This window comes from Flavobacteriales bacterium, from assembly GCA_030584065.1.
GTDB lineage: Bacteria > Bacteroidota > Bacteroidia > Flavobacteriales_F > PHOS-HE28 > PHOS-HE28.
Window position 1 is genome coordinate 3,886,172 of the sequence record CP129489.1, and the last position, 21,432, is coordinate 3,907,603.

Annotated in this window: 18 protein-coding genes; 10 read left to right on the top strand and 8 right to left on the bottom strand. The window is 66.4% G+C overall.

Annotated elements, in window-relative coordinates; translation table 11 throughout:
- The first annotated feature begins 21 nt into the window (after window positions 1-21).
- From lnt to QY325_16280, 10 genes are all read left to right on the top strand, one after another.
- Window positions 22-1,707 carry an apolipoprotein N-acyltransferase gene (lnt, locus tag QY325_16235; GenBank protein ID WKZ66298.1) on the top strand — a complete coding sequence of 562 codons (1,686 nt, stop codon included), beginning with the start codon at window positions 22-24 and terminating at the stop codon, window positions 1,705-1,707.
- Window positions 1,708-1,742: 35 nt separating this feature from the next.
- The gene (locus tag QY325_16240) at window positions 1,743-2,978 is read left to right on the top strand and encodes an anthranilate synthase component I family protein (GenBank protein WKZ66299.1); all 1,236 of its coding nucleotides are present in this window, start codon (window positions 1,743-1,745) and stop codon (window positions 2,976-2,978) included.
- Entirely contained in the window at window positions 2,959-4,278 is a 1,320-nt protein-coding gene (gene tilS, locus QY325_16245; protein WKZ66300.1) for a tRNA lysidine(34) synthetase TilS, read from the top strand. The genes QY325_16240 and tilS overlap by 20 nt, the downstream gene beginning before the upstream one ends.
- A 78-nt stretch (window positions 4,279-4,356) precedes the next feature.
- Entirely contained in the window at window positions 4,357-4,644 is a 288-nt protein-coding gene (locus QY325_16250) for a hypothetical protein (GenBank protein WKZ66301.1), read from the top strand.
- 90 nt (window positions 4,645-4,734) lie between these two features.
- Window positions 4,735-5,178, top strand: a complete 444-nt coding sequence (locus QY325_16255) for a protein-disulfide reductase DsbD family protein (GenBank protein WKZ66302.1) — start codon at window positions 4,735-4,737, stop codon at window positions 5,176-5,178.
- 2 nt (window positions 5,179-5,180) lie between these two features.
- On the top strand, window positions 5,181-7,241 hold the full coding sequence (locus tag QY325_16260; GenBank protein ID WKZ66303.1) for a cytochrome c biogenesis protein CcdA: 2,061 nt from the start codon (window positions 5,181-5,183) through the stop codon (window positions 7,239-7,241).
- A gap of 95 nt (window positions 7,242-7,336) precedes the next feature.
- On the top strand, window positions 7,337-7,867 hold the full coding sequence (locus tag QY325_16265) for an ORF6N domain-containing protein (GenBank protein WKZ66304.1): 531 nt from the start codon (window positions 7,337-7,339) through the stop codon (window positions 7,865-7,867).
- Window positions 7,868-7,882: 15 nt separating this feature from the next.
- Window positions 7,883-8,485: a D-sedoheptulose 7-phosphate isomerase gene (gene lpcA / locus QY325_16270; protein WKZ66305.1), complete on the top strand. Its 603-nt coding sequence runs from the start codon at window positions 7,883-7,885 to the stop codon at window positions 8,483-8,485.
- A gap of 1 nt (window position 8,486) precedes the next feature.
- Window positions 8,487-10,025 (top strand): YifB family Mg chelatase-like AAA ATPase, encoded by a 1,539-nt coding sequence (locus tag QY325_16275; protein WKZ66306.1) that lies wholly within the window; start codon window positions 8,487-8,489, stop codon window positions 10,023-10,025.
- 63 nt (window positions 10,026-10,088) lie between these two features.
- Window positions 10,089-10,790 carry an energy transducer TonB gene (locus tag QY325_16280; protein WKZ66307.1) on the top strand — a complete coding sequence of 234 codons (702 nt, stop codon included), beginning with the start codon at window positions 10,089-10,091 and terminating at the stop codon, window positions 10,788-10,790.
- 103 nt (window positions 10,791-10,893) lie between these two features.
- Here QY325_16280 and secA read toward each other — a convergent pair whose 3' ends face one another.
- The 8 genes from secA to QY325_16320 form a co-directional block, all read right to left on the bottom strand.
- On the bottom strand, window positions 10,894-14,277 hold the full coding sequence (secA, locus tag QY325_16285; protein WKZ66308.1) for a preprotein translocase subunit SecA: 3,384 nt from the start codon (window positions 14,275-14,277) through the stop codon (window positions 10,894-10,896).
- 167 nt (window positions 14,278-14,444) lie between these two features.
- Entirely contained in the window at window positions 14,445-14,666 is a 222-nt protein-coding gene (locus QY325_16290; protein WKZ66309.1) for a DUF2795 domain-containing protein, read from the bottom strand.
- A 107-nt stretch (window positions 14,667-14,773) separates the two neighbouring features.
- Entirely contained in the window at window positions 14,774-15,325 is a 552-nt protein-coding gene (locus tag QY325_16295) for a cob(I)yrinic acid a,c-diamide adenosyltransferase (GenBank protein WKZ66310.1), read from the bottom strand.
- A gap of 19 nt (window positions 15,326-15,344) precedes the next feature.
- Window positions 15,345-17,483 (bottom strand): PKD domain-containing protein, encoded by a 2,139-nt coding sequence (locus QY325_16300; protein WKZ66311.1) that lies wholly within the window; start codon window positions 17,481-17,483, stop codon window positions 15,345-15,347.
- 78 nt (window positions 17,484-17,561) lie between these two features.
- A complete protein-coding gene (locus tag QY325_16305; protein ID WKZ66312.1) occupies window positions 17,562-18,350 on the bottom strand; it encodes a class I SAM-dependent methyltransferase in 789 nt (262 codons plus the stop codon).
- A gap of 83 nt (window positions 18,351-18,433) precedes the next feature.
- On the bottom strand, window positions 18,434-19,090 hold the full coding sequence (locus QY325_16310) for an ATP-binding cassette domain-containing protein (GenBank protein ID WKZ66313.1): 657 nt from the start codon (window positions 19,088-19,090) through the stop codon (window positions 18,434-18,436).
- A gap of 94 nt (window positions 19,091-19,184) precedes the next feature.
- Entirely contained in the window at window positions 19,185-19,967 is a 783-nt protein-coding gene (gene lpxA, locus QY325_16315) for an acyl-ACP--UDP-N-acetylglucosamine O-acyltransferase (protein ID WKZ66314.1), read from the bottom strand.
- Window positions 19,964-21,403 carry a bifunctional UDP-3-O-[3-hydroxymyristoyl] N-acetylglucosamine deacetylase/3-hydroxyacyl-ACP dehydratase gene (locus tag QY325_16320; GenBank protein WKZ66315.1) on the bottom strand — a complete coding sequence of 480 codons (1,440 nt, stop codon included), beginning with the start codon at window positions 21,401-21,403 and terminating at the stop codon, window positions 19,964-19,966. Before QY325_16320 ends, lpxA begins: the two co-directional genes overlap by 4 nt.
- Window positions 21,404-21,432 lie beyond the last annotated feature (29 nt).

Genomic DNA, 21,432 nt, shown 5'->3' on the forward strand with positions numbered 1-21,432 from the left:
GGCCCGGGTACTTTCGCGCCCATGCCGTCGCTGCGCGCCCGGATTCTGCTGTGGTCATCCCTGAGCGGGCTGCTTTGGGCCCTCGCCTGGCCGGCGGTGGGCGGGATCACCTGGCTCGCCTTCATCGCCTGGCTCCCGCTGCTGCATGCGGAGCGCCTCCATGACCAGCGCGCAGGGGGCCGGCGCATCCCGTTCTACCCGTACGCGCTCCCCGGCTTCTTCATCTGGAACGCACTGGCCACATGGTGGTTCTTCGCCGTGAGCGAGCCCATGGTCACCAAGGTGGTGAGCGTGGCTGTACCCGTGCTGGGCAATACCCTGCTCATGGGGATTCCGTGGTGGCTGAGCCGCTGGGTGAAGCGCACCGCAGGAGCGCGCTGGGGCCGGCTCGCCCTGCCGGTGCTCTGGCTCGCGTTCGAGCGCCTCCATCATGACTGGGACCTGCAGTGGCCCTGGCTCAGCCTGGGCAATGCGTTCGCCGCGCAGCCTGCCTGGGTGCAGTGGTACGAGCACACCGGTGCGCTCGGCGGCACGGTGTGGGTGTGGGCCGTGAGCCTGGCCCTCCAGGCCATGCTGCTGGCATGGCCGCACCGGCGCCGGATGGCCCTCGCACTCGGTGCCGCAACGGCCCTCGCCGTTTCATTGCCCATCGGTGGTTCGGTCCACCGCTTCAACCAGTACAGGCACGATCAGGGGCGGCCCATGGAGGTGGTGGTGGTGCAGCCCAACATCGACCCCTACCGGGAGAAGTTCGGGGGAATGGATGCCCTGGAGCAGCTGGAACGCATGCTGGCGCTTGCGGAGCCGCACATCACCGGGAACACGCGGCTGGTGGTGTTCCCGGAGACCGCCCTGCAGGAAACCGGCACCGTGAACATGACGGAGGGCGGACTCCTCTTCAATGGCCTTTGGGAGAACGACCTGCCGTCAGCGCGCTCCGTGCAGCGTCTTCAGGCATTCCAGCAGCAGCACCCGGGTGTGGCCGTGCTCTGCGGCATGAGCAGCGACCGGTGGTTCCGCGGCGAGGGCGATCGACCGCTCACCGCGCGGCGCATCGGCGACAGCCCCTACTGGTACGAAGCCTACAATGCCGCGCTCTGGATGCCGGCGCAGGGGGGCATCGAATCCTACCACAAGAGCAAGCTGGTGGCCGGGGTGGAACTGATGCCATTCGAGGAGGTGCTGGGCCCGCTCGGCACGCTCGCGCTCGATCTGGGGGGCACCACGGGTAGCCTGGGCCAGCAGGAGGAGCGTAGCGTGCTGCGTGATGCCTCATCCGATCTGGCCATCGTGCCGGCCATCTGCTACGAGTCGGTCTTCGGCGAGCACATCGCCGCGCATGTGCGCAACGGCGGCTCCCTCATCGCGGTGATGACCAACGACGGCTGGTGGGGCGATTCGCCTGGCTACCGGCAGCACCTCACGTTCTCCAGCCTGCGCGCCATCGAGACCCGGAGGGATGTGGTGCGGTCGGCGAACACCGGGATATCGTGCGTGGTGGATCAGCGCGGCATCGTGCGCCAGGGCACGGACTGGTGGGTGCCGACCGCCTTCGCGGCCACCGTGCGGCTGAATGAGGAGGTCACCTTCTTCGTCCGCCACGGCGACCTCATCGGGCGCTCGGCCTCGTGGCTGGCCCTCGCCCTTCTCCTGGCCACCGCCATCCGTTCTGCGCAGGCCCGTGTGCGGCCCCGGCCGCGGGCTTGACGCCTGCCAGGCTCAGCCATGGATACCTTGGCTGCGTGCGACAGCGGATTCCCTTGCCGACCGGCATCCCCTTCCGTGCAGAGGCCCTGCGCCAGGAGGAGGCCTTCCTTTTCCGGAGGGTGGCCGATCAGGGGCGCGCCGTGTTGGGGGTGGGTGTGCTACAGGATGGAGAGCGGCCACGATTCGATGCGCAGGGCCGTTCAACGGACTGGTTCATGGGCCATCTCGCCTATGGCTACAAGGACCGCTTGGAGCCCTTGGGCTCGCGCTTGCACGATGCGTTCGGCTGGCCGCTCAGTCACTGGTTCATTCCACGGTGGGTATATGAATGGCAGGGCGATGACTTGACCCTGTACGCCTATCCGGATGATGCGGCAGCCGGAATCGGACTGGCGCACGCCATGGCAGGCCCGCCTGCTGCCGGGGCCGCGCGCGTCCCCATCGACTGGCGCCCGGCCATGAGCCGGGCGGAGTACCTCCATGCGGCGGGTGCGCTCATGGCGGCCATCCAGCGCGGCGATATCTATGAGGTGAATCTCTGCACGGCGCACGAGGCCGTGGTCCCCGGATTCGATCCCTTCGCGGCCTTCGATCGATTGCTGGCCGACACCGATGCGCCTTTCGCAGGTTTCCTGCGGATGGGCACGGGCTTCGCCCTCTGCGCCAGCCCCGAACGCTTCCTGGCCATGAATGATCGGCGCATGGCCGGCGAGCCGATGAAAGGCACGCGTCCCCGTGGCCGGAGCGCGGCAGAGGACCAGCGCCTTGCCCGTGAGCTCGCTCTGGATGCCAAGGAGCGGAGCGAGAACGTCATGGCCGTGGACGTCATGCGCAACGACTTGGCGCGCGTGTCGGTGCCCGGAAGCGTGCGCGTAACGGAGCTTTGCGGCGTGCGGTCCTATCCCCGGGTGCATCAACTGGTGAGCGCGATGGAGGCGGAGCGCCGCACGGATGTGGATCCCTTCACCGCGGTGGAGGCGGCCTTTCCCATGGCCAGTATGACCGGGGCGCCCAAGTTCCGCGCCATGCAGCTCATCGATGCCGCAGAGGCGCGAGCACGCGGATTGTACAGCGGCACCATGGGCTTCTTCGCGCCCGATGGCACCGCCGACCTGAATGTGGTGATCCGCACGGTGCTCTTTGACCAAGTCTCGAGCAGGCTTTCCATCCCCACCGGCAGCGCGCTCACCGCGCAATGCGATCCCTCAGCGGAGTGGGACGAGTGCCTGGTGAAGCTCAACAGCATAGCCCATGCGCTCACAGCTCCTTGATGAGGTGCGCCGCTTCATCCGCCGGGAGCGGATGCTGGAGCCGGGCGAGCCCCTGCACGTGGCGGTGAGCGGGGGCATCGACAGCATGGTGCTGCTGCATGCGCTGAAATGCATGGGCCACCCGTGCTCCGTGCTGCACGTGGACCATGGCCTGCGCGGCGCCGAGAGCGAGGGCGATCGCGCCTTCGTGGAGGAGCATTGCCGTCGCGAGGGCATCCCGTTCCGATGGAAGAGGGTGGATGCGGCCGCGCATGCGAAGGAGAAGGGCCTGTCCATCCAGATGGCGGCGCGCGAGCTTCGCTACGCCTTCTTCGCCGAGGCCTGGAAGGACCAGCCTTGGAGAACCGTGCTGGCCCACCATGCCGATGATGCCGTGGAGACCCTGCTCATGCACCTCATGCGCGGGGTGGGTGTGTTCGGCTGGAGCACCATCCCGCCGGTGAGCGGCGTGTTCGTGCGTCCATTGCTGGCCGTTGATCGCGCCACGATCGAAGCGTACGCAACGGAGCATGCCATCCCTTTCCGTGAGGACAGCAGCAACACCGATGCGAAGTACCTACGCAACCGCGTACGGCACGAGCTGTTGCCCTTGATGGAGGCCATGCGCCCCGGTGCCCGGCGGTCCATGGCCAGGAGCACCGGTCTGCTGCGCGAGCTGGTGCGCGCGGGCGAGCTGGTGCGCAGCGCCGAGCCGCTCAGCCTCACGCCGGAACGGGAGCTCCGCATCCCCTTCACCGCAGTGGAGAACAGCCCGACGCCGACCTTGCTGCTGCATCAGCTGCTGCGGCACCTGGGTTTCCATCCCGACATGCTGGATCGGGTGCGCGATGCCATCCTGGAACGGCGTACCGGGGCGGAGTTCATCGCGGGTGGCTGGCGCGCCATCGTGGACCGCGAAAGCCTGATCGTGGCCAGGATCCCGGCCGATCGGCCTGCGTTCATCATCGACCTTCACCAACCCGTTGGCGCAAGTGCCGGTTTCCGCTGGGTCCTGACGGAGGGCGAGCCATTCAAAATGCCTGCTTCCATGGATGAGGCCGTGCTCGATGCCGACCGGCTGGACTTTCCCGTTGAAGTGCGGCCTTGGCGCCCCGGCGACCGCATGCGGCCCACCGGCCTGGGCGGCCGCAAGCTCATCAGTGACATCCTCATCGATGCCAAGGTTCCAAGGAACCTGAAGGACTTGGCCTACGTGCTGGTGAGCGGTGGCGAGGTGGCCTGGCTAGCGGGGCACCGCATCGGCGAGGGCTTCCAAGCCACAGAGCACAGCCTGCGCGTGTTGCGCATCCAGAGGGGCTGAGCATCCACGTATTTTCAACGAGGTGTTGCACGGCGGCCGGATGCGATTAACTTCCCGCTTCTAAACCCCCGGTGAGCCATGCCGCAGCACACCATGATCCCCAAGGAGCGCATCCCATCGCTCCGCTTCCCGCGCCAGCCTCTGCCCCTGAGCACCGAGCAGCATCAGGACATCCAGCGGAAAATGGAGCAGGCCACGCGGCTGGGCAATGGCGAGCACGGCAAGTGCCGCATCCTGTTCCAGGACGATGAGGGCCTGAAGGCCGTGGAGACCACCATCTGGGCCTTCGATCCGCAGAACATCGTCCTGAAGTACGGCATGACCATCCCCGTCTCCCGCGTGGTCGGCATCGAGTTCCCATCGTGAACGATCGTTAACGGCCCAGCAGGATCCCGAGGATCCGGCCATCATCCCGGCTGATGCAAGGGCGCGGCCCGGTTAGCTTTGCATCCGGTCATGCTGCTCCTGTTCTCCCTCCTCGGCATCCTATGCGCGTCGGACCCAACGGGCCCGGTGAAGTGGAGGTTCGCGGCATCAGCGACGGGTGACGGCTATGTGCGCATCGACCTGCGGACGGAAGTGGAGGGGGGCTGGCACATCTATGCCACGGAGCTCCCCAGTGATGAGGGTCCCATCGCCACCGCCATCCGCTTCAAGGCATCCGAGGCTTTTGTGCTGGAAGGCGGCCTGGTCGAGCCCGAGCCCGTGGAGCAGTACGATCCCAATTTCGCGATGATGGTGCGCTATCATAGCGGATCACCCGCTTTCGTGCAGCGCATCAAGCCGCTCCGCCCTGGCGCCTTCGACGTGGAGGGCGAGGTGGAGTACATGGTGTGCAACGACAGGACCTGCCTGCCGCCTGTCGTGGTGCCCTTCAAACTGCGGGTGGAATCGATGTGACCATGCGAGTACTGCTGAAGCCCTCCCTGCTCCTGCTCCTTTCCATGCCATGGTCCATGGCCCGCGCGCAGTCCGGGGCCGAAGGGAATCCCGACCCTGTGAAGTGGTCCATCGCAGCCAAGGACATGGGCTCCGGGAAGTGGGCGCTGGAGTTCAATGCCGCCATCGCGCATGGATGGTCCATCTACTCCCAGAACAACTACGGCGACATGGGGCCCTGGCCCACCTCCATCGCAGTGGATCCGGCCGGCGGGGTGCAAGCGGAGGGGAAGGCCTCGGAGGATGGCGCCAAGGTGATCGAAGGCATGGATGCCGTCTTCGGCATGGAGGTGAAGAAGTTCAAGGAGTCGGCCACCTTCACGCAGCTCATCACCGCGGCCGATGCGGAGCGGCCCGTGACCGGCTTCTTCGAGTACATGACCTGCAACGATGAGATGTGCCTGCCGCCCACCACGGTGTACTTCATCCTCGGGCTGGCTTCGGGCACCTACCAGCTCGGCGAGGTCTCCTTCGACCCCAATGACCCCAAGTTCGCCGGCATCGCAACGCGGACGGATGCGGCCGAGCTGCGGATGCCGAACGTGGACCTGGACAATCCCGTGGTGCCCGATACCGGCGCGCGCAAGGAGAAGGAGAGCTCGCTGCTGTGGATCTTCATGCTGGGCTTCATCGGCGGGCTCGTAGCCCTGCTCACGCCTTGCGTGTTCCCGATGATCCCGCTCACGGTGAGCTTCTTCACCAAGAGCAGCCAGGACCGCGCCACGGGATTGAAGAACGCCCTCACCTACGGCGGCTTCATCTTCCTCATCTACCTGCTCTTCAGCCTGCCCTTCCATCTGCTGGGCAGCGTGAATCCGGAGATCTTCAACGAGATCAGCACCAACCCGTGGCTGAACATCGGCTTCTTCGTCATCTTCATCGTCTTCGCCATCTCCTTCTTCGGCTACTTCGAGATCACCCTGCCCAGCAGCTGGGTGAACAAGATGGATAGCAACGCCAGCAAGTTCGGCGGGCTCATCGGCACCTTCTTCATGGCGCTCACCCTGGCGCTGGTCTCCTTCAGCTGCACCGGTCCCATCCTGGGCTCGCTGCTGGCCGGTGCGCTCACGGCCGATGGCGGCGCGTGGCAGCTTACCGCGGGCATGGGCGGCTTCGGTTTCGCGCTGGCGCTGCCCTTCGGCCTCTTCGCCCTCTTTCCCGGCTGGCTCAACAGCCTGCCCCGCAGCGGCAGCTGGCTCAACAGCGTGAAGGTGGTGCTCGGCTTCGTGGAGGTGGCGCTCGCCTTCAAGTTCCTCAGCATGGCCGACCTGGTGATGAAGTGGGGCCTCGTGCCCTACGAGCTCTTCCTCGCCATCTGGGTCATCTGCGGCATCGGCATCGTGCTCTACCTCTTCGGCCGGATCCGCTTCCCGCACGACAGCCCGGTGAAGCGCTACACGCCCATGCGCATCTTCTTCATCACCGCCTTCGGCCTCTTCACCGCCTACATGGCCATGGGCTTCCGCTACGACGACAAGGCGCAAACCTGGGCGCCCGTGGGCCTGCTCAGCGGCATCTCGCCATCGCCCGGCTACAGCTGGATCTATCCCACCGAATGCCCGGCGGGTCTCACCTGCTTCCACGACCTGGAGAGCGGCATGGCCGAGGCCAGGCGCAGCGGGAAGCCCCTGCTCATCGACTTCACCGGCTACGGCTGCGCCAACTGCCGCAAGATGGAGGACTATGTGTGGCCGGTGCCCGAGATCAACCGCCTGATCAATGACCAGTATGTGCTGGTATCGCTTTACGTGGATGCGAAGGCCGAGCTGCCCAAGGAGGAGCAGTTCATCTACGAGACCAGCAACGGCACCAAGAAGCCCATCCTCACCGTGGGGAACAAATGGGCCACCCTGCAGACCGAGACCTTCAAGAGCGCCACGCAGCCGCTCTACGCGCTGCTGAGCCCCGACGGCAAGCTGCTCACCGACCCCGTAGGCTACACCCCGGCGGTGGAGGACTACAAGGCCTTCCTGGAGCGCGGTGTGCAGGGCATGCAGGTGCTGGGGCAGCAGGCGGGGAGGTAGGTTCGTCGTTCGTTGAAGGGTGCTTGGTTCTTCGGCTGTCGCTTGCCATATTGAGCGTCCGTGCCTTGACGAAATATCCGTCAAGATGGGAGGCCATGAAGGAAGAACTGGATGTACCGGATGAAGCCATCGCCGCGCAGATCCACTGGATACGCGGACAGAAGGTGATACTGGCGCATGACCTGGCGGCGCTGTATGGTGTGCCTACCTACCGCCTGAACGAAGCCGTGAAACGGAACATGACACGGTTCCCTGAGGACTTCATGTTCGCCCTGACCACCGAAGAGTGGTCCAACTTGACATCGCAATTTGCGATGTCAAGTGAATGGGGAGGCCGGCGCCGACCGCCCTTTGCCTTCAGCGAGCACGGTGTGCTGATGCTCTCCAGCGTGCTCAATAGCGAGCGCGCGATCGCCGTGAACATCCGAATCGTCCGGGTCTTCGTGCGCCTGAGCCGATTGCTGCAGAGCGATCAGGACCTGCAGCGGCGAATGGCGCAGATGGAAGAGCGGCAAACCACCAGCGAGGATGCCTTGGCCGAGCTCTTCGCCGCCGTGAAGCAGCTCATGGCCAAGCCCGCCCACGACCGCAAGCGGCTCGGCTACAAAGGGGGCGACGATGTTTGACGCATCTTCGCGGTAATGAGCACCGACGCCCGCGTCCGATCGCACTTCACCGAGGCCGCTGAAGTCCTTCAGCGCTTCCTGGCCGACCCCGCCAACATCGCCGCGGTGGAGCAAGCCGCTGCCTTCATGAGCTATTGCCTGAAGCAGGGCGCCAAGGTGATCAGCTGCGGCAATGGCGGCAGCATGTGCGATGCCATGCACTTCGCCGAGGAGCTCACCGGCCGCTACCGCGACGATCGTCCGCCCATCGCCGCCATCAGCATCAGCGATCCCAGCCACCTCACCTGCGTGGGCAACGACCACGGCTTCGAGCAGGTGTTCGCGCGCTTCGTGCAAGCGCATGGCAGGGAAGGGGACGTGCTGCTCGCCATCAGCACCAGCGGCAACAGCCCCAACGTGCTCCGCGCCGCCGAGGTGGCCCGGGCGAAGGGCATGCACGTGATCGGCCTCACCGGCAAGGATGGCGGCAAGCTGGCCGACCTCTGCACCGTGGAGGTGCGCGTGCCGCACAACGGATACGCCGACCGCATCCAGGAGGTGCACATCAAGGTCATCCACGCATTCATCGACCACATCGAGCGCGACCTGGCCGAGCCGGCGCGCAAGGACCGGTATTGAGATGCTCGTCAAGGTATACGGAGCCGCCGTCTTCGGCATCAACGCCACCATCGTCACCGCCGAGGTGAATGTGGAGAACGGCGCCTTCTTCCAGCTCGTGGGCCTGCCCGACAGTGCTGTGAAGGAGAGCCAGCAGCGCATGGATGCAGCGCTGCGCAACAACGGGCTCTATGCCCCGCGCGGCAAGGGCGTCACCATCAACCTCGCGCCGGCGGACATCCGCAAGGAGGGCACGGCTTACGACCTGCCCTTGGCCACAGGGCTGCTCTGCGCCACCAACCAAGCACCCGTCGAGTTGCTCGAGACGCATCTCGTCATGGGCGAACTCAGCCTCGATGGCGGTGTGCGTCCGATCAAGGGCGCGTTGCCGATCGCGCTCGAAGCGAAGAAGAACGGTTTCAAGGGAATCATCCTGCCGGCTGCCAATGCAAGGGAAGCGGCGATCGTCACCGGCCTGGATGTGTACGGTGTGGAGCATCTGCGCGAAGTGGTGGATCTGTTGCATGGCCGCAGCGGCTTGCAGCCCATCGTGGTGAACATCGAGGAGGAGTTCGCCAACAGCAGCCGCACCTATCCGGTGGACATCGCCGATGTGAAAGGGCAGGAGAACATCAAGCGCGCCTTCGAGATCGCGGCGGCGGGCGGCCACAACATCATCCTCATCGGTCCGCCGGGCGCGGGCAAGACGATGCTCGCCAAGCGGCTGCCCACCATCCTGCCACCGCTCACCATCGACGAGGCGCTGGAGACCACCAAGATCCACAGCGTGGCCGGCAAGCTGCGCAAGGAGGACAGCCTCCTCAGCGTGCGCCCGTATCGCAGCCCGCACCACACCATCAGCGATGTGGCCCTCGTGGGCGGCGGTTCCTTCCCGCAGCCGGGCGAGATCAGCCTGGCGCACAATGGCGTGCTCTTCCTCGATGAGCTGCCCGAGTTCAAGCGGCAGGTGCTGGAAGTGCTGCGCCAGCCCTTGGAGGACCGCGTGGTCACCATCAGCCGGGCGAAGTTCACGGTGGAGTATCCGGCCAGCTTCATGCTGGTAGCTGCGATGAACCCGTGCCCCTGCGGCTACTACAACCATCCCGAGAAGGAGTGCGTGTGCGCGCCGGGCGTGGTGCAGAAGTACCTGAACAAGGTGAGCGGACCGCTGCTCGACCGCATCGACATCCACATCGAGGTGACGCCCGTACCCTTCAGCGAGCTAAGCGCCGAGCGCCCCAGCGAGAGGAGCGCCGACATGCGCGAGCGCGTGATCACCGCGCGACGCGTGCAGCAGGAACGCTACGCGGGAAAGAAGATCCATTGCAACGCGCAGATGGGCAGCAAGGAGCTCCGCGAGATCTGCCGCATCGATGCCGCCGGCAAGGCTCTGCTTGAGAAGGCCATGGAACGCCTCGGCCTGAGCGCTCGCGCCTATGACCGCATCCTGAAAGTGGCGCGCACCATCGCCGACATGGCGGGCAGTCCGGACATCCGCACCGAGCACCTTGCCGAGGCCATCCAGTACCGGAGTTTGGACCGGGAAGGGTGGGCGGGGTGAGTGCGACTGTAACCCGGGCAGCTGCCATTGCGTTGGAGGGGCCAGACCTCAAGCCAACGCACCGTGAGAACCCCGCACCTCTTCCTGCTCCTGTTCCTGTCGGCGCCGCTCGCATCGCTCAGCGCACAGGGGCCCGGCGGCGATGAGCAGCGCCAGTACCTCAGCGAGGTGCTGGTGCCCACCGCGAAGAAGAAGGCGGCCTATTACCGGGAGGCGGCAGGCAGGGAGGGCGACCTGTTCATCGGCAAGACCTTCACCGTGGATGGCAAGCTGAAGGCGGAGGGCACCTACCGTGATGCGGCGATGAATCAGCCGCACGGGAGCTTCGTGTTCTACCATCCGAACGGCCGTGTGGAGAGCCGGGGCGAATACATCAATGGCAATAAGGCGGGCGTGTGGGAGCGATTCGATGCATGGGGTCAGCCCTTGGCCGAGAAGATCTACAACCCTGAGCCGTTGGCCAACATCGTGTATACCCGCGCGCAGACCATGCCGCAGTTCCGGGACGGCGACCAGCGGGCGCTGGTGCGGTATGTGAGGACCAAGGTGGAGTCACAGGCCAACCGCAAGGTGAAAGGCTCCTACACCACCACCTTCATCGTGGAGAAGGATGGGTCGCTGAGCGATGTGAAGGTGATTGAGGGGCAGGACGACCGCATCGGTGAGCAGGTGGCAGGTGCCATCAAGAGCACCGAGCCGTGGACCCCCGGCGCCGATAAGGGCCAACCCGTGCGCGTGCAGATGCGCGTGCCCGTGCAGTTCTAGAACCAAGTTCCATACACCATAGCTGTGGCGCCGACCCCGTAAGGTCGGCGCTCGGCATTTGCGGGCGCAGGGTCAGCCGCAGGCTGGCCGGCCCTTCAGCGGCTCAGGCCCCCTTGCCGTGGCACTGCTTGTACTTCTTGCCGCTGCCGCAGGGACAGGGGTCATTGCGGCCCGGCTCCTTCTCCACGCGCACGGGTGCGATGGGCTGGCGCGGACCCTGTGGCGGCGGCAGGGGTCCGCGCTGCGGAGCGCCGCCTGCGGGCGCCGGCCGTGGTGGGGCGGTGGATTGCCCGCCGCCGTACTGCGGCACATCGGTGCGGCTGGTCTGCAGGCGCTGCTGGGGCGGCCGGGGAGCCTGCGCCTCCTGCACCTGCGGCTGTGCGCTGGGCAGGCCGGCGCGGGCCAGGAAGCCCACCACCTCGCCGTTCATGCGCTCCATCATGGCCTTGAAGAGGTTGAAGCTCTCCAGCTTGTAGATCAGCAAGGGGTCCTTCTGCTCGATGGCCGCGTTCTGCACGCTGCGGCGCAGCTCGTCCATCTCGCGCAGGTGCTCCTTCCACTCGTTGTCGATGATGGCCAGGGTGATGTACTTCTCGATGCTGTTGCCCAGCTCGCGCCCCTCGCTCTTGTAGCATTTCTGCAGATTGGCCACCACCTGCATGGTCTTCAGGCCATCGGTGATGGGCACCACGATGTTCTCGTACTGCGCGCCCTGGTTCAGGAACACATCGGTGATCACAGGCATGGCCTGTGCCGCGGTGCGCGCCATGTGCCGGTCGTAGGTGGCCATCACGCCGTCGAAGACACGGTCGGTGACCTCATCGGCCTTCATGCGCTTGAACTCGTCCTCGCCGACGGGGCTCTCGGCGCTGAACTTGCGGAAGAGCTCGAACTGGAATCCGTCGAAGTCGCCCGCGGGATGGAACTCGGCCACGGTGGCGCTCACCACATCGTGGAACATGTTGAGGATGTCGAGCTTGAGGCGCTCGCCGAAGAGGGCGTTATGCCGGCGCTTGTAGATCACCGTGCGCTGGCTGTTCATCACGTCATCATACTCCAGCAGCCGCTTGCGGATGCCGAAGTTGTTCTCCTCCACCTTCTTCTGGGCGCGCTCGATGCTGCGCGTGACCATGCTGTGCTGGATCACCTCGCCCTCCTTGAGGCCCATGGTATCCATGATCTTGCTGATGCGCTCGCTGTTGAACAGGCGCATGAGGTCGTCCTCGAGGCTGACGTAGAACTGGGAGCTGCCGGGGTCGCCCTGGCGACCGGCGCGTCCGCGCAGCTGCCGGTCTACGCGGCGGCTCTCGTGCTTCTCGGTGCCGATGATCGCCAGGCCGCCCGCTTCCTTCACGCCGGGCCCCAGCTTGATGTCGGTTCCGCGGCCCGCCATGTTGGTGGCGATGGTGACCGTTCCGGCCAGGCCGGCATTGGCCACGATCTCGGCCTCGCGCTGGTGCTGCTTGGCGTTGAGCACTTGATGCGGGATCTTGCGCATGGTGAGCATCTTGCTCATCAGCTCGCTCACCTCCACGCTGGTGGTGCCCACGAGCACGGGGCGCCCAGCGTTGCGCAGCTGCTCGATCTCGTCGATTACCGCATTGTATTTCTCGCGCTTGGTCTTGAAGACCATGTCCTCATTGTCCTTGCGGATCACCGGCCGGTTGGTGGGGATCACCATCACGTCCAGCTTGTAGATGTCCCACAGCTCCTGCGCCTCGGTCTCGGCGGTGCCGGTCATGCCGGCGAGCTTGTGGTACATGCGGAAATAGTTCTGCAGGGTGATGGTGGCGTAGGTCTGCGTGGCGGCCTCCACCTTCACCTTCTCCTTGCTCTCGATGGCCTGGTGCAGCCCATCGCTGTAGCGGCGGCCTTCCAGGATGCGGCCGGTCTGCTCGTCCACGATCTTCACCTTCCCGTCCATCACCACGTACTCCACGTCCTTCTCATACAGGGCGTAGGCGCGGATCAGCTGGTTCACGGTGTGGATGCGCTCGCTCTTGACGCCGAAGTCGCGCAGCAGCTCATCCTTTCGGCGGGCCTTCTCCTCCACGGGCGACCCGCTCTTCTCGATCTCGGCGATGGTGCTGCCCACATCGGGCATGATGAAGAACGACGCGTCGTTCATGTCGCCGCTGATCAGGTCGACGCCCTTCTCGCAGAGCTCGATGCCATGCTGCTTCTCGTCGATGGTGAAGTAGAGCTCGGCATCCACCTTGGGCATGTCCTTCCCCTGGTCGGCGAGGTAGTGGTTCTCGGTCTTCTGCAGGTGGGCGCGCACGCCGGTCTCGCTCAGGTACTTGATGAGTGCGCCGTTCTTAGGCAGCCCGCGGTAGGCGCGGAGCAGGGCCATGCCGCCTTTCTCCAGCTGGTCCTTGGTGGCCGTGCCGTCGGAGAGGCCCTTCAGGTTCTCCTTGGCCTCGGTGATGAGGCGGGTGACGAGCTGCTTCTGCGCGGCGTAGAGGCGCTCCACGCGCGGCTTGTACTCGTCGAACTGGTGGATGTCGCCCTTGGGCGTGGGGCCGCTGATGATGAGGGGCGTGCGCGCATCGTCCACGAGCACGCTGTCCACCTCATCCACGATGGCGTAGTGGTGCTTGCGCTGCACCAGCGCGCTGGGCGCATGGGCCATGTTGTCCCGCAGGTAGTCGAAGCCGAACTCGTTGTTGGTGCCGTAGGTGATGTCGGCGAGGTAGGCGGCGCGCCGCTCGAGGCTGTTGGGCTGGTGCTTGTCGATGCAGTCCACGCGCAGGCCGTGGAACTCGTGGATGGGTCCCATCCACTCGGCGTCGCGCTTGGCCAGGTAGTCGTTCACCGTCACCACGTGCACGCCGCGGCCGGGCAGGGCATTCAGGAACACGGGCAGGGTGCTCACCAGGGTCTTGCCTTCGCCGGTGCCCATCTCGGCGATCTTCCCCTTGTGCAGGGCCACGCCGCCGATGAGCTGCACATCGTAGTGCACCATCTCCCAGGAGATGCGGTTGCCCGCGGCCATCCAGGAGTTGCTCCAAATGGCATCGTCGCCCTCGATGCGGATGGCGTCGGGGCGCTTGATGGCCAGTGCGCGGTCGAGTTCGGTGGCGCGCACGCGCAGCTCCTTGCTCTCCGAGAAGCGGCGTGCGGTCTCCTTCACGATGGCGAATGCCTCGGGCAGGATCTCCAGCAGCACATCCTCGATCTGCTTCACGCTCTGCTCCTCCAGCTTGTCGATCTCCTCGTAGCGGCGCTCGCGCTCGTGGATGTCCATGCGCGGGTCGGCGTCGATCTCCGCGCGCAGGGCCGCCACGCGTTCGTCATTCGCCTTGGTGCGCTCCGCGATGCGGGCCTTCAGGTCCTGCGTGCGCTGGCGCAGCTCGTTGTTGGAGAGGGGGGCCAGCTTGGCGAATTCGGCCTTGGTGCGCTCCACCAGGGGCATCACCTCTTTCAGGTCGCGCTGGTATTTGTCTCCGAAGACGCTCTTGAGGGCCTTGGTCAGGGATCCGATCATGTGCGGGGTCGATTGGCTGCGCGCTCGTTGGGCGCGCGCGGAAGGGTGGCAAAGGTAGCCGCCTGCGCCGAGCACAGACCCTGCCGGAACGGCGGCGCTGACAGGTCGTCAGGTGAATGACGAACCCCGCCGTGGGGCGGGGTTCGGGAAGCGGTCGTGACGGGGGCTCAGTACTCGTCCTCGTTGAAGAAGAAGTCCTCCTTCGAGGGGTAGTCCGGCCAGATGTCCTCGATGCTCTCGAAGACCTCTTCCTCGTCCTCGATGGCCTGCAGGTTCTCCACCACCTCGAGCGGGGCACCGGTGCGCATGGCGAAATCGATGAGCTCCTCCTTGGTGGCCGGCCAGGGCGCATCCTCCAGGTAGGAGGCGAGTTCGAGGGTCCAGTACATCTGCGGTCCTGTTGAGGTTTTCCGTAAAACGGGCGCAAATATAGACGGATGAGCACGCGGCGCACGGGGACTTTTCAACGGCTGTTCAGGCCCCGGCATGGCCGCGCTCAGCGGTGAGGGTGCCACGGGGTGTCCGGTACGCCGTGGGCCTTGCCGAGCAGCCGGGCCAGCACGAAGAAGTAGTCGGAGAGGCGGTTGAGGTAGCGCACGATGACCGGGTCGACCGCGGCGCCCGCAGCGAGCTGTACCACGCGGCGCTCGGCACGGCGGCACACGGTGCGGCAGATGTGGGCCTGGCTCACCGCCGGGTGGCCCCCTGGCAGGATGAAGCTCCGCATGGGTTCCAGCTCACGGTCCATGGCATCCATGCCCTGCTCGAGCGCGGCGATGTCCGCTTCCGCGATGGCTGGGACCTTGAATCGCTCGCGTTCCTCTGCGCTCCGGCTGGCCAGGTGGCTGCCGATGGTGAAGAGCGTGCGCTGGATGGTGAGGAGCGGTTCGGCATGGGACGGACCGGCCAGGTCGCGCAGCATGCCCGCGTGGCTGTTCAATTCATCCACGGTGCCATAGGCCTCGATGCGCGGGTCGTCCTTGGAGACGCGCACGCCGCCGAGGAGCCCGGTATCGCCCTTGTCGCCGGTTCTGGTGTAGATCTTCATGGGTTCGGGTTCGCAGGGCTCAACGCGCCAGGACGAACCAGCCGTGCTTCAGGTCGGGCAGCGGGCCGCGCAGCACGTAGGCATACACGCCTTCCGGCGCCGGAGCGCCGCCCACCGTTCCATCCCAGCCATCGCCGGCATCGCCTTCCCAGACCTGCTGTCCCCATTTGTTATGGATCGTCATCACGGGCGAGGCGCAAACCTCGGGCCCTCGGATGCGAAGGACGTCGTTGTTGCCATCATTGTTCGGCGTGAACGCATTCGGCACGTACCATTCCACCGGTATGAGCCCGTAGCCGGCGTGGAGCGTCATCGCCGCCGTATCGGCGCACATGGTGCCGGGGTCGGTGGTGAGCTGCACGTTGAACTGGCCCATGGAGCGGTAGATGTGCACCGGCGCATACCAGGAATCGGTGGTGTCGCCGTCGCCGAAATCCCAGTGGAAATGGGCCCCGCCCTGGGTGGTGTTCACGAAGTAGGTGCGCTCATCGCAGGGGTCGCTCTTCGTGTGGAAGGAGGCGAGGGCCGCGGGGAGGATCTTCACGGGCTTGCGTGCCGTGTCGGCGATGCAGCCCTGGAGGGCGACGAGTGTGACCGTGTGGGTGCCTGGCTGCTGGAAGGCGTGCACCGGGTCGTCGTCAGCGGCTTGGCCACCATCGCCGAACCACCAGCGGTGCTCGCTGGAGAGCTGCGAGGCGTTGGAGAAATGGACGTCGTGCCGCTGGCAGGCGCTGTCGGCCACGAGGAAGTCGGCCTGCGGCTGTATGCCCTCCACGGTGATGAGCGCCGGCTTGGTGAGGGTGAGCTGCTCGCCGCAGGCCTCCACGGTGAGGGTGACGTTGAAGGTGCCCACCCCGTAGCGGTGGGTGGGTTCCTCCCGCTGGTCGGTCCAGCCGTCGCCGAACTGCCAGTGGTGGCTGCTGGCTAGGCAGGTGAGCGGGCGGAAGCGATGGCCTTCGCAGCCCGGCAGCTCCTCCACGGTGAAGTCGATGAAATCGGGCGTAACGGCCGTGCCCGGGGCCTCGCCTTCGATGGAGTTGGGGAGGGAGGGGATGAGGCCGAAGCCGGGCGCGATGATGGCGTAGCGTTCGTAGGCGGCTGCGGCCAGCGTGGAGGCATCGGGGTAGCGCACCTCGCCCAGGCTGCGGGGGATGCCCGTGGTGCCCACATAGAGCCGCCCGTTGCGCGCGCATTCGATGGAGAGCACCCAAGGGCCGATGGCGGGGTCGATCACCTCCACGGTGTGGTTGGACAGCCGCAGGCGCCCGAAGTCCATGTCGCTGAAGGGCCCGTTGCCAACGAAGTAGAGGAAATTGCCGCCGGGCGAGAATTCGATGCCGCCGATGGGGTCGTCGCTCACGTTGATCAACGCGGGCGCGCCCACGCTGCCCGTGGCGATATCGAGCGGCCACACCACCACATCGGCTGCACCGGCCGGTGAGGACCAGGGCAGGCTGAGGGCGAGGCGGTCGTTCGCGGCCGAAATCTTGAGCGCGCTCCACCATGCGGCGATGCCCGGTGCGCCGATGGTGGCGATGGTGGTGATGTCGCTGATGCCCGCGCGCGAGATGCGGGCGCGCTTGAGCACGTAGGCGTTGCCGTCGAGGCCGAAGGTGAAAAGCCAGCGGCAGCCGTTGGGGAGCACCTTGCTCACCGCGATGCCCTCGCCCATGCCCCCGCCCAGCAGGATGTTCTTGGCGGCCACGTCGCCCTGTGCGCCGAGGTCCATGTCGATGATCGTGTAGTAGTGCTTGTGCTCCTCGGCGTCGTGGTGGATGAGGTAGTACTGCCGGCCATGGCAGGGGCGGGGCACGATGGCGGAGGCCTGGCTGCTGTGGTTGCCGAGGAGCCCGCTGCCGTTGGGCATGGGCTGGAAGGAGCCGTTGCGCACCTGGATGCGGTCGTTGGCCCCCACGGCGCTGGAGAAGAGGATGTTGCCGCCCGCGTCGGTCATCAGGTTCACGTCCTCGGTGCCACCGGTGCCGAAGCCCTGCACCATGGCGCTGATGCTGGGTGCCTGGCCGGTGAGGTCGAGCACGCAGGCATCGCCGCAGTTGCCGCGCAACAGCCACTTGCCCAACTGTGCGCAGGCAGGAAGAGGCACCAGGCAGAAGCTGCCGATGAGGACGAAGAGGGAAGGGATCCCGAGCCTTCGCATCGTCGGAAAATTAGGCCGGTCTGCGCTGGTTGACAAGGACTTCGGTCAGTTGCTGTGCACCGGAGCCTGTTGGCCGGATCAGTACCTGAGGCGGAAATGCTCCTTGGCCTGCCCGGTGCGCAGGAAGACGAGCCCCAGGTCGTAAAGGTCGATGGTCACCGTAACGCGCGGGTGCCGCTGGATGGCGGCCCAGGCTGCCTCCATCCCACGGCTCCAGTGGATGTCGTCGAATACGAGCACGGTGCCTTCGTGGGCGCGGCCCAGGCAGCGCTCGAAGTAGTCCAGGGTGGGCTCTTCGGCGTGGTGGCCGTCGATGAACGCGAGGTCGATGGCACCCATGCGCTCGAGCACCTCGGGCAGGCGGCGCTGGAAGCTGCCGAGCACCGCCTCGACGTTGTCCTGCCGCAGCTGCTCGAAGTGGTGCTGCGCGATGCGGAAGGTCTGGGGGCAGCCTTCGATCGTGGTGACGGTGCCGTTCTCGGCGCCCTTGGCCAGGTAGAGGGTGGTGATGCCGAAGGCCGTGCCGAGCTCCACCACGCTGCTGGCGTCCATCTGGCGGGCCAGCCGGAAAAGGAGCTGCGCCTGCCGGGGCGGCTTCAGGCTCACGCGCGCCATATCGGCCACGCGGCGCACGGGCAGGTCGAAGGCGGACGACCCCGCGCCGAGGTCGTTCACGCGGATGGTCTGCTCGCTGCGCAGGAGGTCCTCGCGCAAGGCCTCGATGGGGGCGAACTCGGGCCGGGCCGCCTGCGGGCGCAGCACCTGCTCGATGAGGTCGTACACGAAGGGGCTGTGCACGCCGTGGCGCCTTCGGGCCTTCACCAGGTGCTCCATGTAGGAGCCGATGCGCTGCAGGGAGGAGGCCATGGCAGCGGCGAAAGTAGGCCCATGGCGCGGCAGGGGCAGGCCACGCCAGCGGCCGGCGCTCCACAGGCGGCTGTGGGATTCCCTCACGCCCGCCGGATGGTGCGATCGGCGATCTCCAGCCGGTCGGTGCAGAAGTCGTGCTCGGCGGGCTGCCGGTTGCTGGCCACTACCAGGGTGCGGCCGTCGAGATGCTCCATCAGCAGCGCCCTGAACCACGCGGTGGCCTCGGCATCGAGGTTGCTGGCGGGCTCGTCGAGGAGGAGGAGCGGGGTGTCGCTGAGGATGGCCAGGGCCAGCTTCAGGCGCTGCTTCATGCCGCTGCTGAAGTGCACCACGGGTTTCTCCCAGGCCGGCTCCAGGTAGGCGATGCGCGCGAGCATGGCGGGCGTGATGCCGTTGCGCAGGGGCTTGAACTGCGCGTGGAAGGCGATGGCCTGCCGCAGCAGGAGGTCTTCGTAGAGCCCGAGGTAAGGCGCTGCGATGCTCACCATGCGGTAGACCTCGTCCGGCGGATGGGCCTTGCCCCGGAGCCGGTGCGTCACGGTGCCGCTCGTGGGCGCCAGGGCGCCGGCGATGGTCTGCAGCAGCGTGCTCTTGCCGCTGCCGTTGGGGCCAAGGATCGCAGTGCGGCTACCGGATGCGAGCGTGAGCGTGACCTCGCGGAAGATCACTTCGGCGCCGAAGGACTTGGCTATGCCGGAGAGCGCTACCTCCATGCGGGGATCGGCGCAGGCGGGCATGCGCGCGCGGTGGGCGGCATGGGCGCCCCTGGGCGCTGTGTGAGCGGAAGTGGAGCCGGGTGCCGCATGCGGGAAGGGGCCTTGCGCAGCGGCGCTACTCGGCCAGCCCGCGCATGATGCCCTTGGGGCTGTTGCGGATGAAGTCGAGGATGAGGCCGCGCTCGGGGCTGCGCGGCAGGGTCTGCTCCACGTTCTGCACGCCCCGCTCCACGTTGGTGTTGCGCACGAAGATCTCGCGGTAGATGTCCTCGATGCGCGCGATCTGGTCGTCGGTGAATCCGCGGCGGCGCAGGCCCACCACGTTCACGCCCACGTAGCTCAGCGGCTCGCGGGCGGCCTTCACGAAGGGCGGCACGTTCTTGCGCACCAGGCTGGCGCCGGCGATGAAGCTGTGCGCGCCGATGTGGATGAACTGCTGCACGGCCACGTTGCCCTCCAGGATCGCCCAGTCGTCGATGGTGACGTGCCCCGCGAGGTTGACGCTGTTGGCGATGACGATGTTGTTGCCCAGGATGCAGTCGTGGGCCAGGTGCACGTAGGCCATGAGCAGGCAGTTGTCGCCCACGGCGGTCTTCAGCCGGTCGGCGGTGCCGCGGTTGATGGTGACGCACTCGCGGATGGTGGTGCCGTCGCCCACCTCGGCGGTGGTGTATTCGCCGGCGAACTTCAGGTCCTGCGGGATGGCGCCGATCACGGCCCCCGGGAAGATGCGGCAGCGGCTGCCGATGCGGGCGCCGTCCATGAGCACGGCATTGGGGCCGATCCAGGTGCCATCGCCCACCACCACGTCGGCCGAGAGGGTGGCGAAGGGCTCCACGGTCACATCCCTGCCCAGGCGGGCATCGGGGTGGATGGAGGCGAGGGGGGAGATGCTCATGCTTCGGCTTTGGCTTTGGGAGCGGTGGCGGGGGCCTTGTCGCGCGCGATCTGCGCCATCATCTCAGCCTCAACGGCCGGTTGGCCGGCCACGTAGCCGATGCCCTTCATGTGCACGATGCCGCGGCGGATGGGCGTGAGCAGCGTGAGGTGGAAGACGAGCGTATCGCCAGGGATCACTTTGCGGCGGTAGCGCACCCCATCGATCTTCAGGAAGTAGGTGGTGTAGTTCTCGGGGTCGGGCACCTGGCTGAGGGCGAAGATGCCGCCCACTTGGGCCATGGCCTCGATCTGCAGCACGCCGGGCATCACGGGGTTGCCGGGGAAGTGCCCGGTGAAGAAGGGCTCGTTGAGCGTCACGTTCTTGTAGCCCGTGATGGTCTCCTTGTCCATGGCCGTGATGCGGTCCACGAGCAGGAAGGGGTAGCGGTGCGGCAGGATGCGCTCGATGTCGTTGATGTCGTACACCGTCTTCGTGAGGTCGAAGGCCATGCCGCCGCTCTTCTCCTCCTGGCGGATCTTCTCCTTGATGCGCTTGGCGAAGGTGGTGTTGCCGAAGTGGCCCGGGCGGGCGGCGAGGATGTGGCCCTTGATGGGCCGGCCCACGAGGGCGAGGTCGCCGATGATGTCGAGCAGCTTATGGCGGGCCGGCTCGTTGTAGAACTTGAGGTCGGTGGTGCTCAGTACGCCATTGCGGCGGATGTGCACGTCCTTGTACTCGCGCCCCAGCGCCTTGGCCAGTTCGCGCAGCTGCTCCTCGGTGGTGCCCTCGCGGTCCTCCATCACGATGGCGTTGTCCAGGTCGCCGCCCTTGATGAGGCCCGCTTTGGCCAGCTGCTCCAGCTCGCGCAGGAAGACGAAGGTGCGGCAGGGGGCGATTTCGTCCTTGAACTCCTCGGCGCGGTACATGCTGGCGTGCTGGGTGCCGAGCACGGGGCTATTGTAGTCCACCATCACCGTGATGCGGAACTCCCCGCCCGGGGTGGGCACGCCGAGCATCTCGGTGCCGCGCTCCTGGGTCTCGAACCAGATGGGCTCCTTGAGCACGAACCAATTGCGCGGGGCGTCCTGCTCTGCGATCCCCACGGCCTCGATGGCCTCCACGAAGGGCCGTGCGCTGCCATCCATGATGGGCACCTCGGGACCGCTGAGCTGCAGCAGGCAGTTGTCCACGCCCAGGGCGTAGAGGGCGCTCAGCACGTGCTCGGTGGTGTTCACCACGGCATCGCCCTTGCCGAGGGTGGTGCCGCGCGCGGTGCTCACCACCAGGTCGGCATCGGCCTCGATGATGGGCTGGCCGGGGAGGTCGGTGCGCTGGAATTTGTAGCCGTGGCCCTCAGGGGCGGGGAGCAGGGTGAGGGTGACGGGAACGCCGCTGTGCAGGCCAACGCCGTTGAGTGTGGCGGCCGCGCGGAGGGTGTGCTGCTTGTCGCTCATGTGCCGGGCCCGCAGGGGGCCCGGCGAAG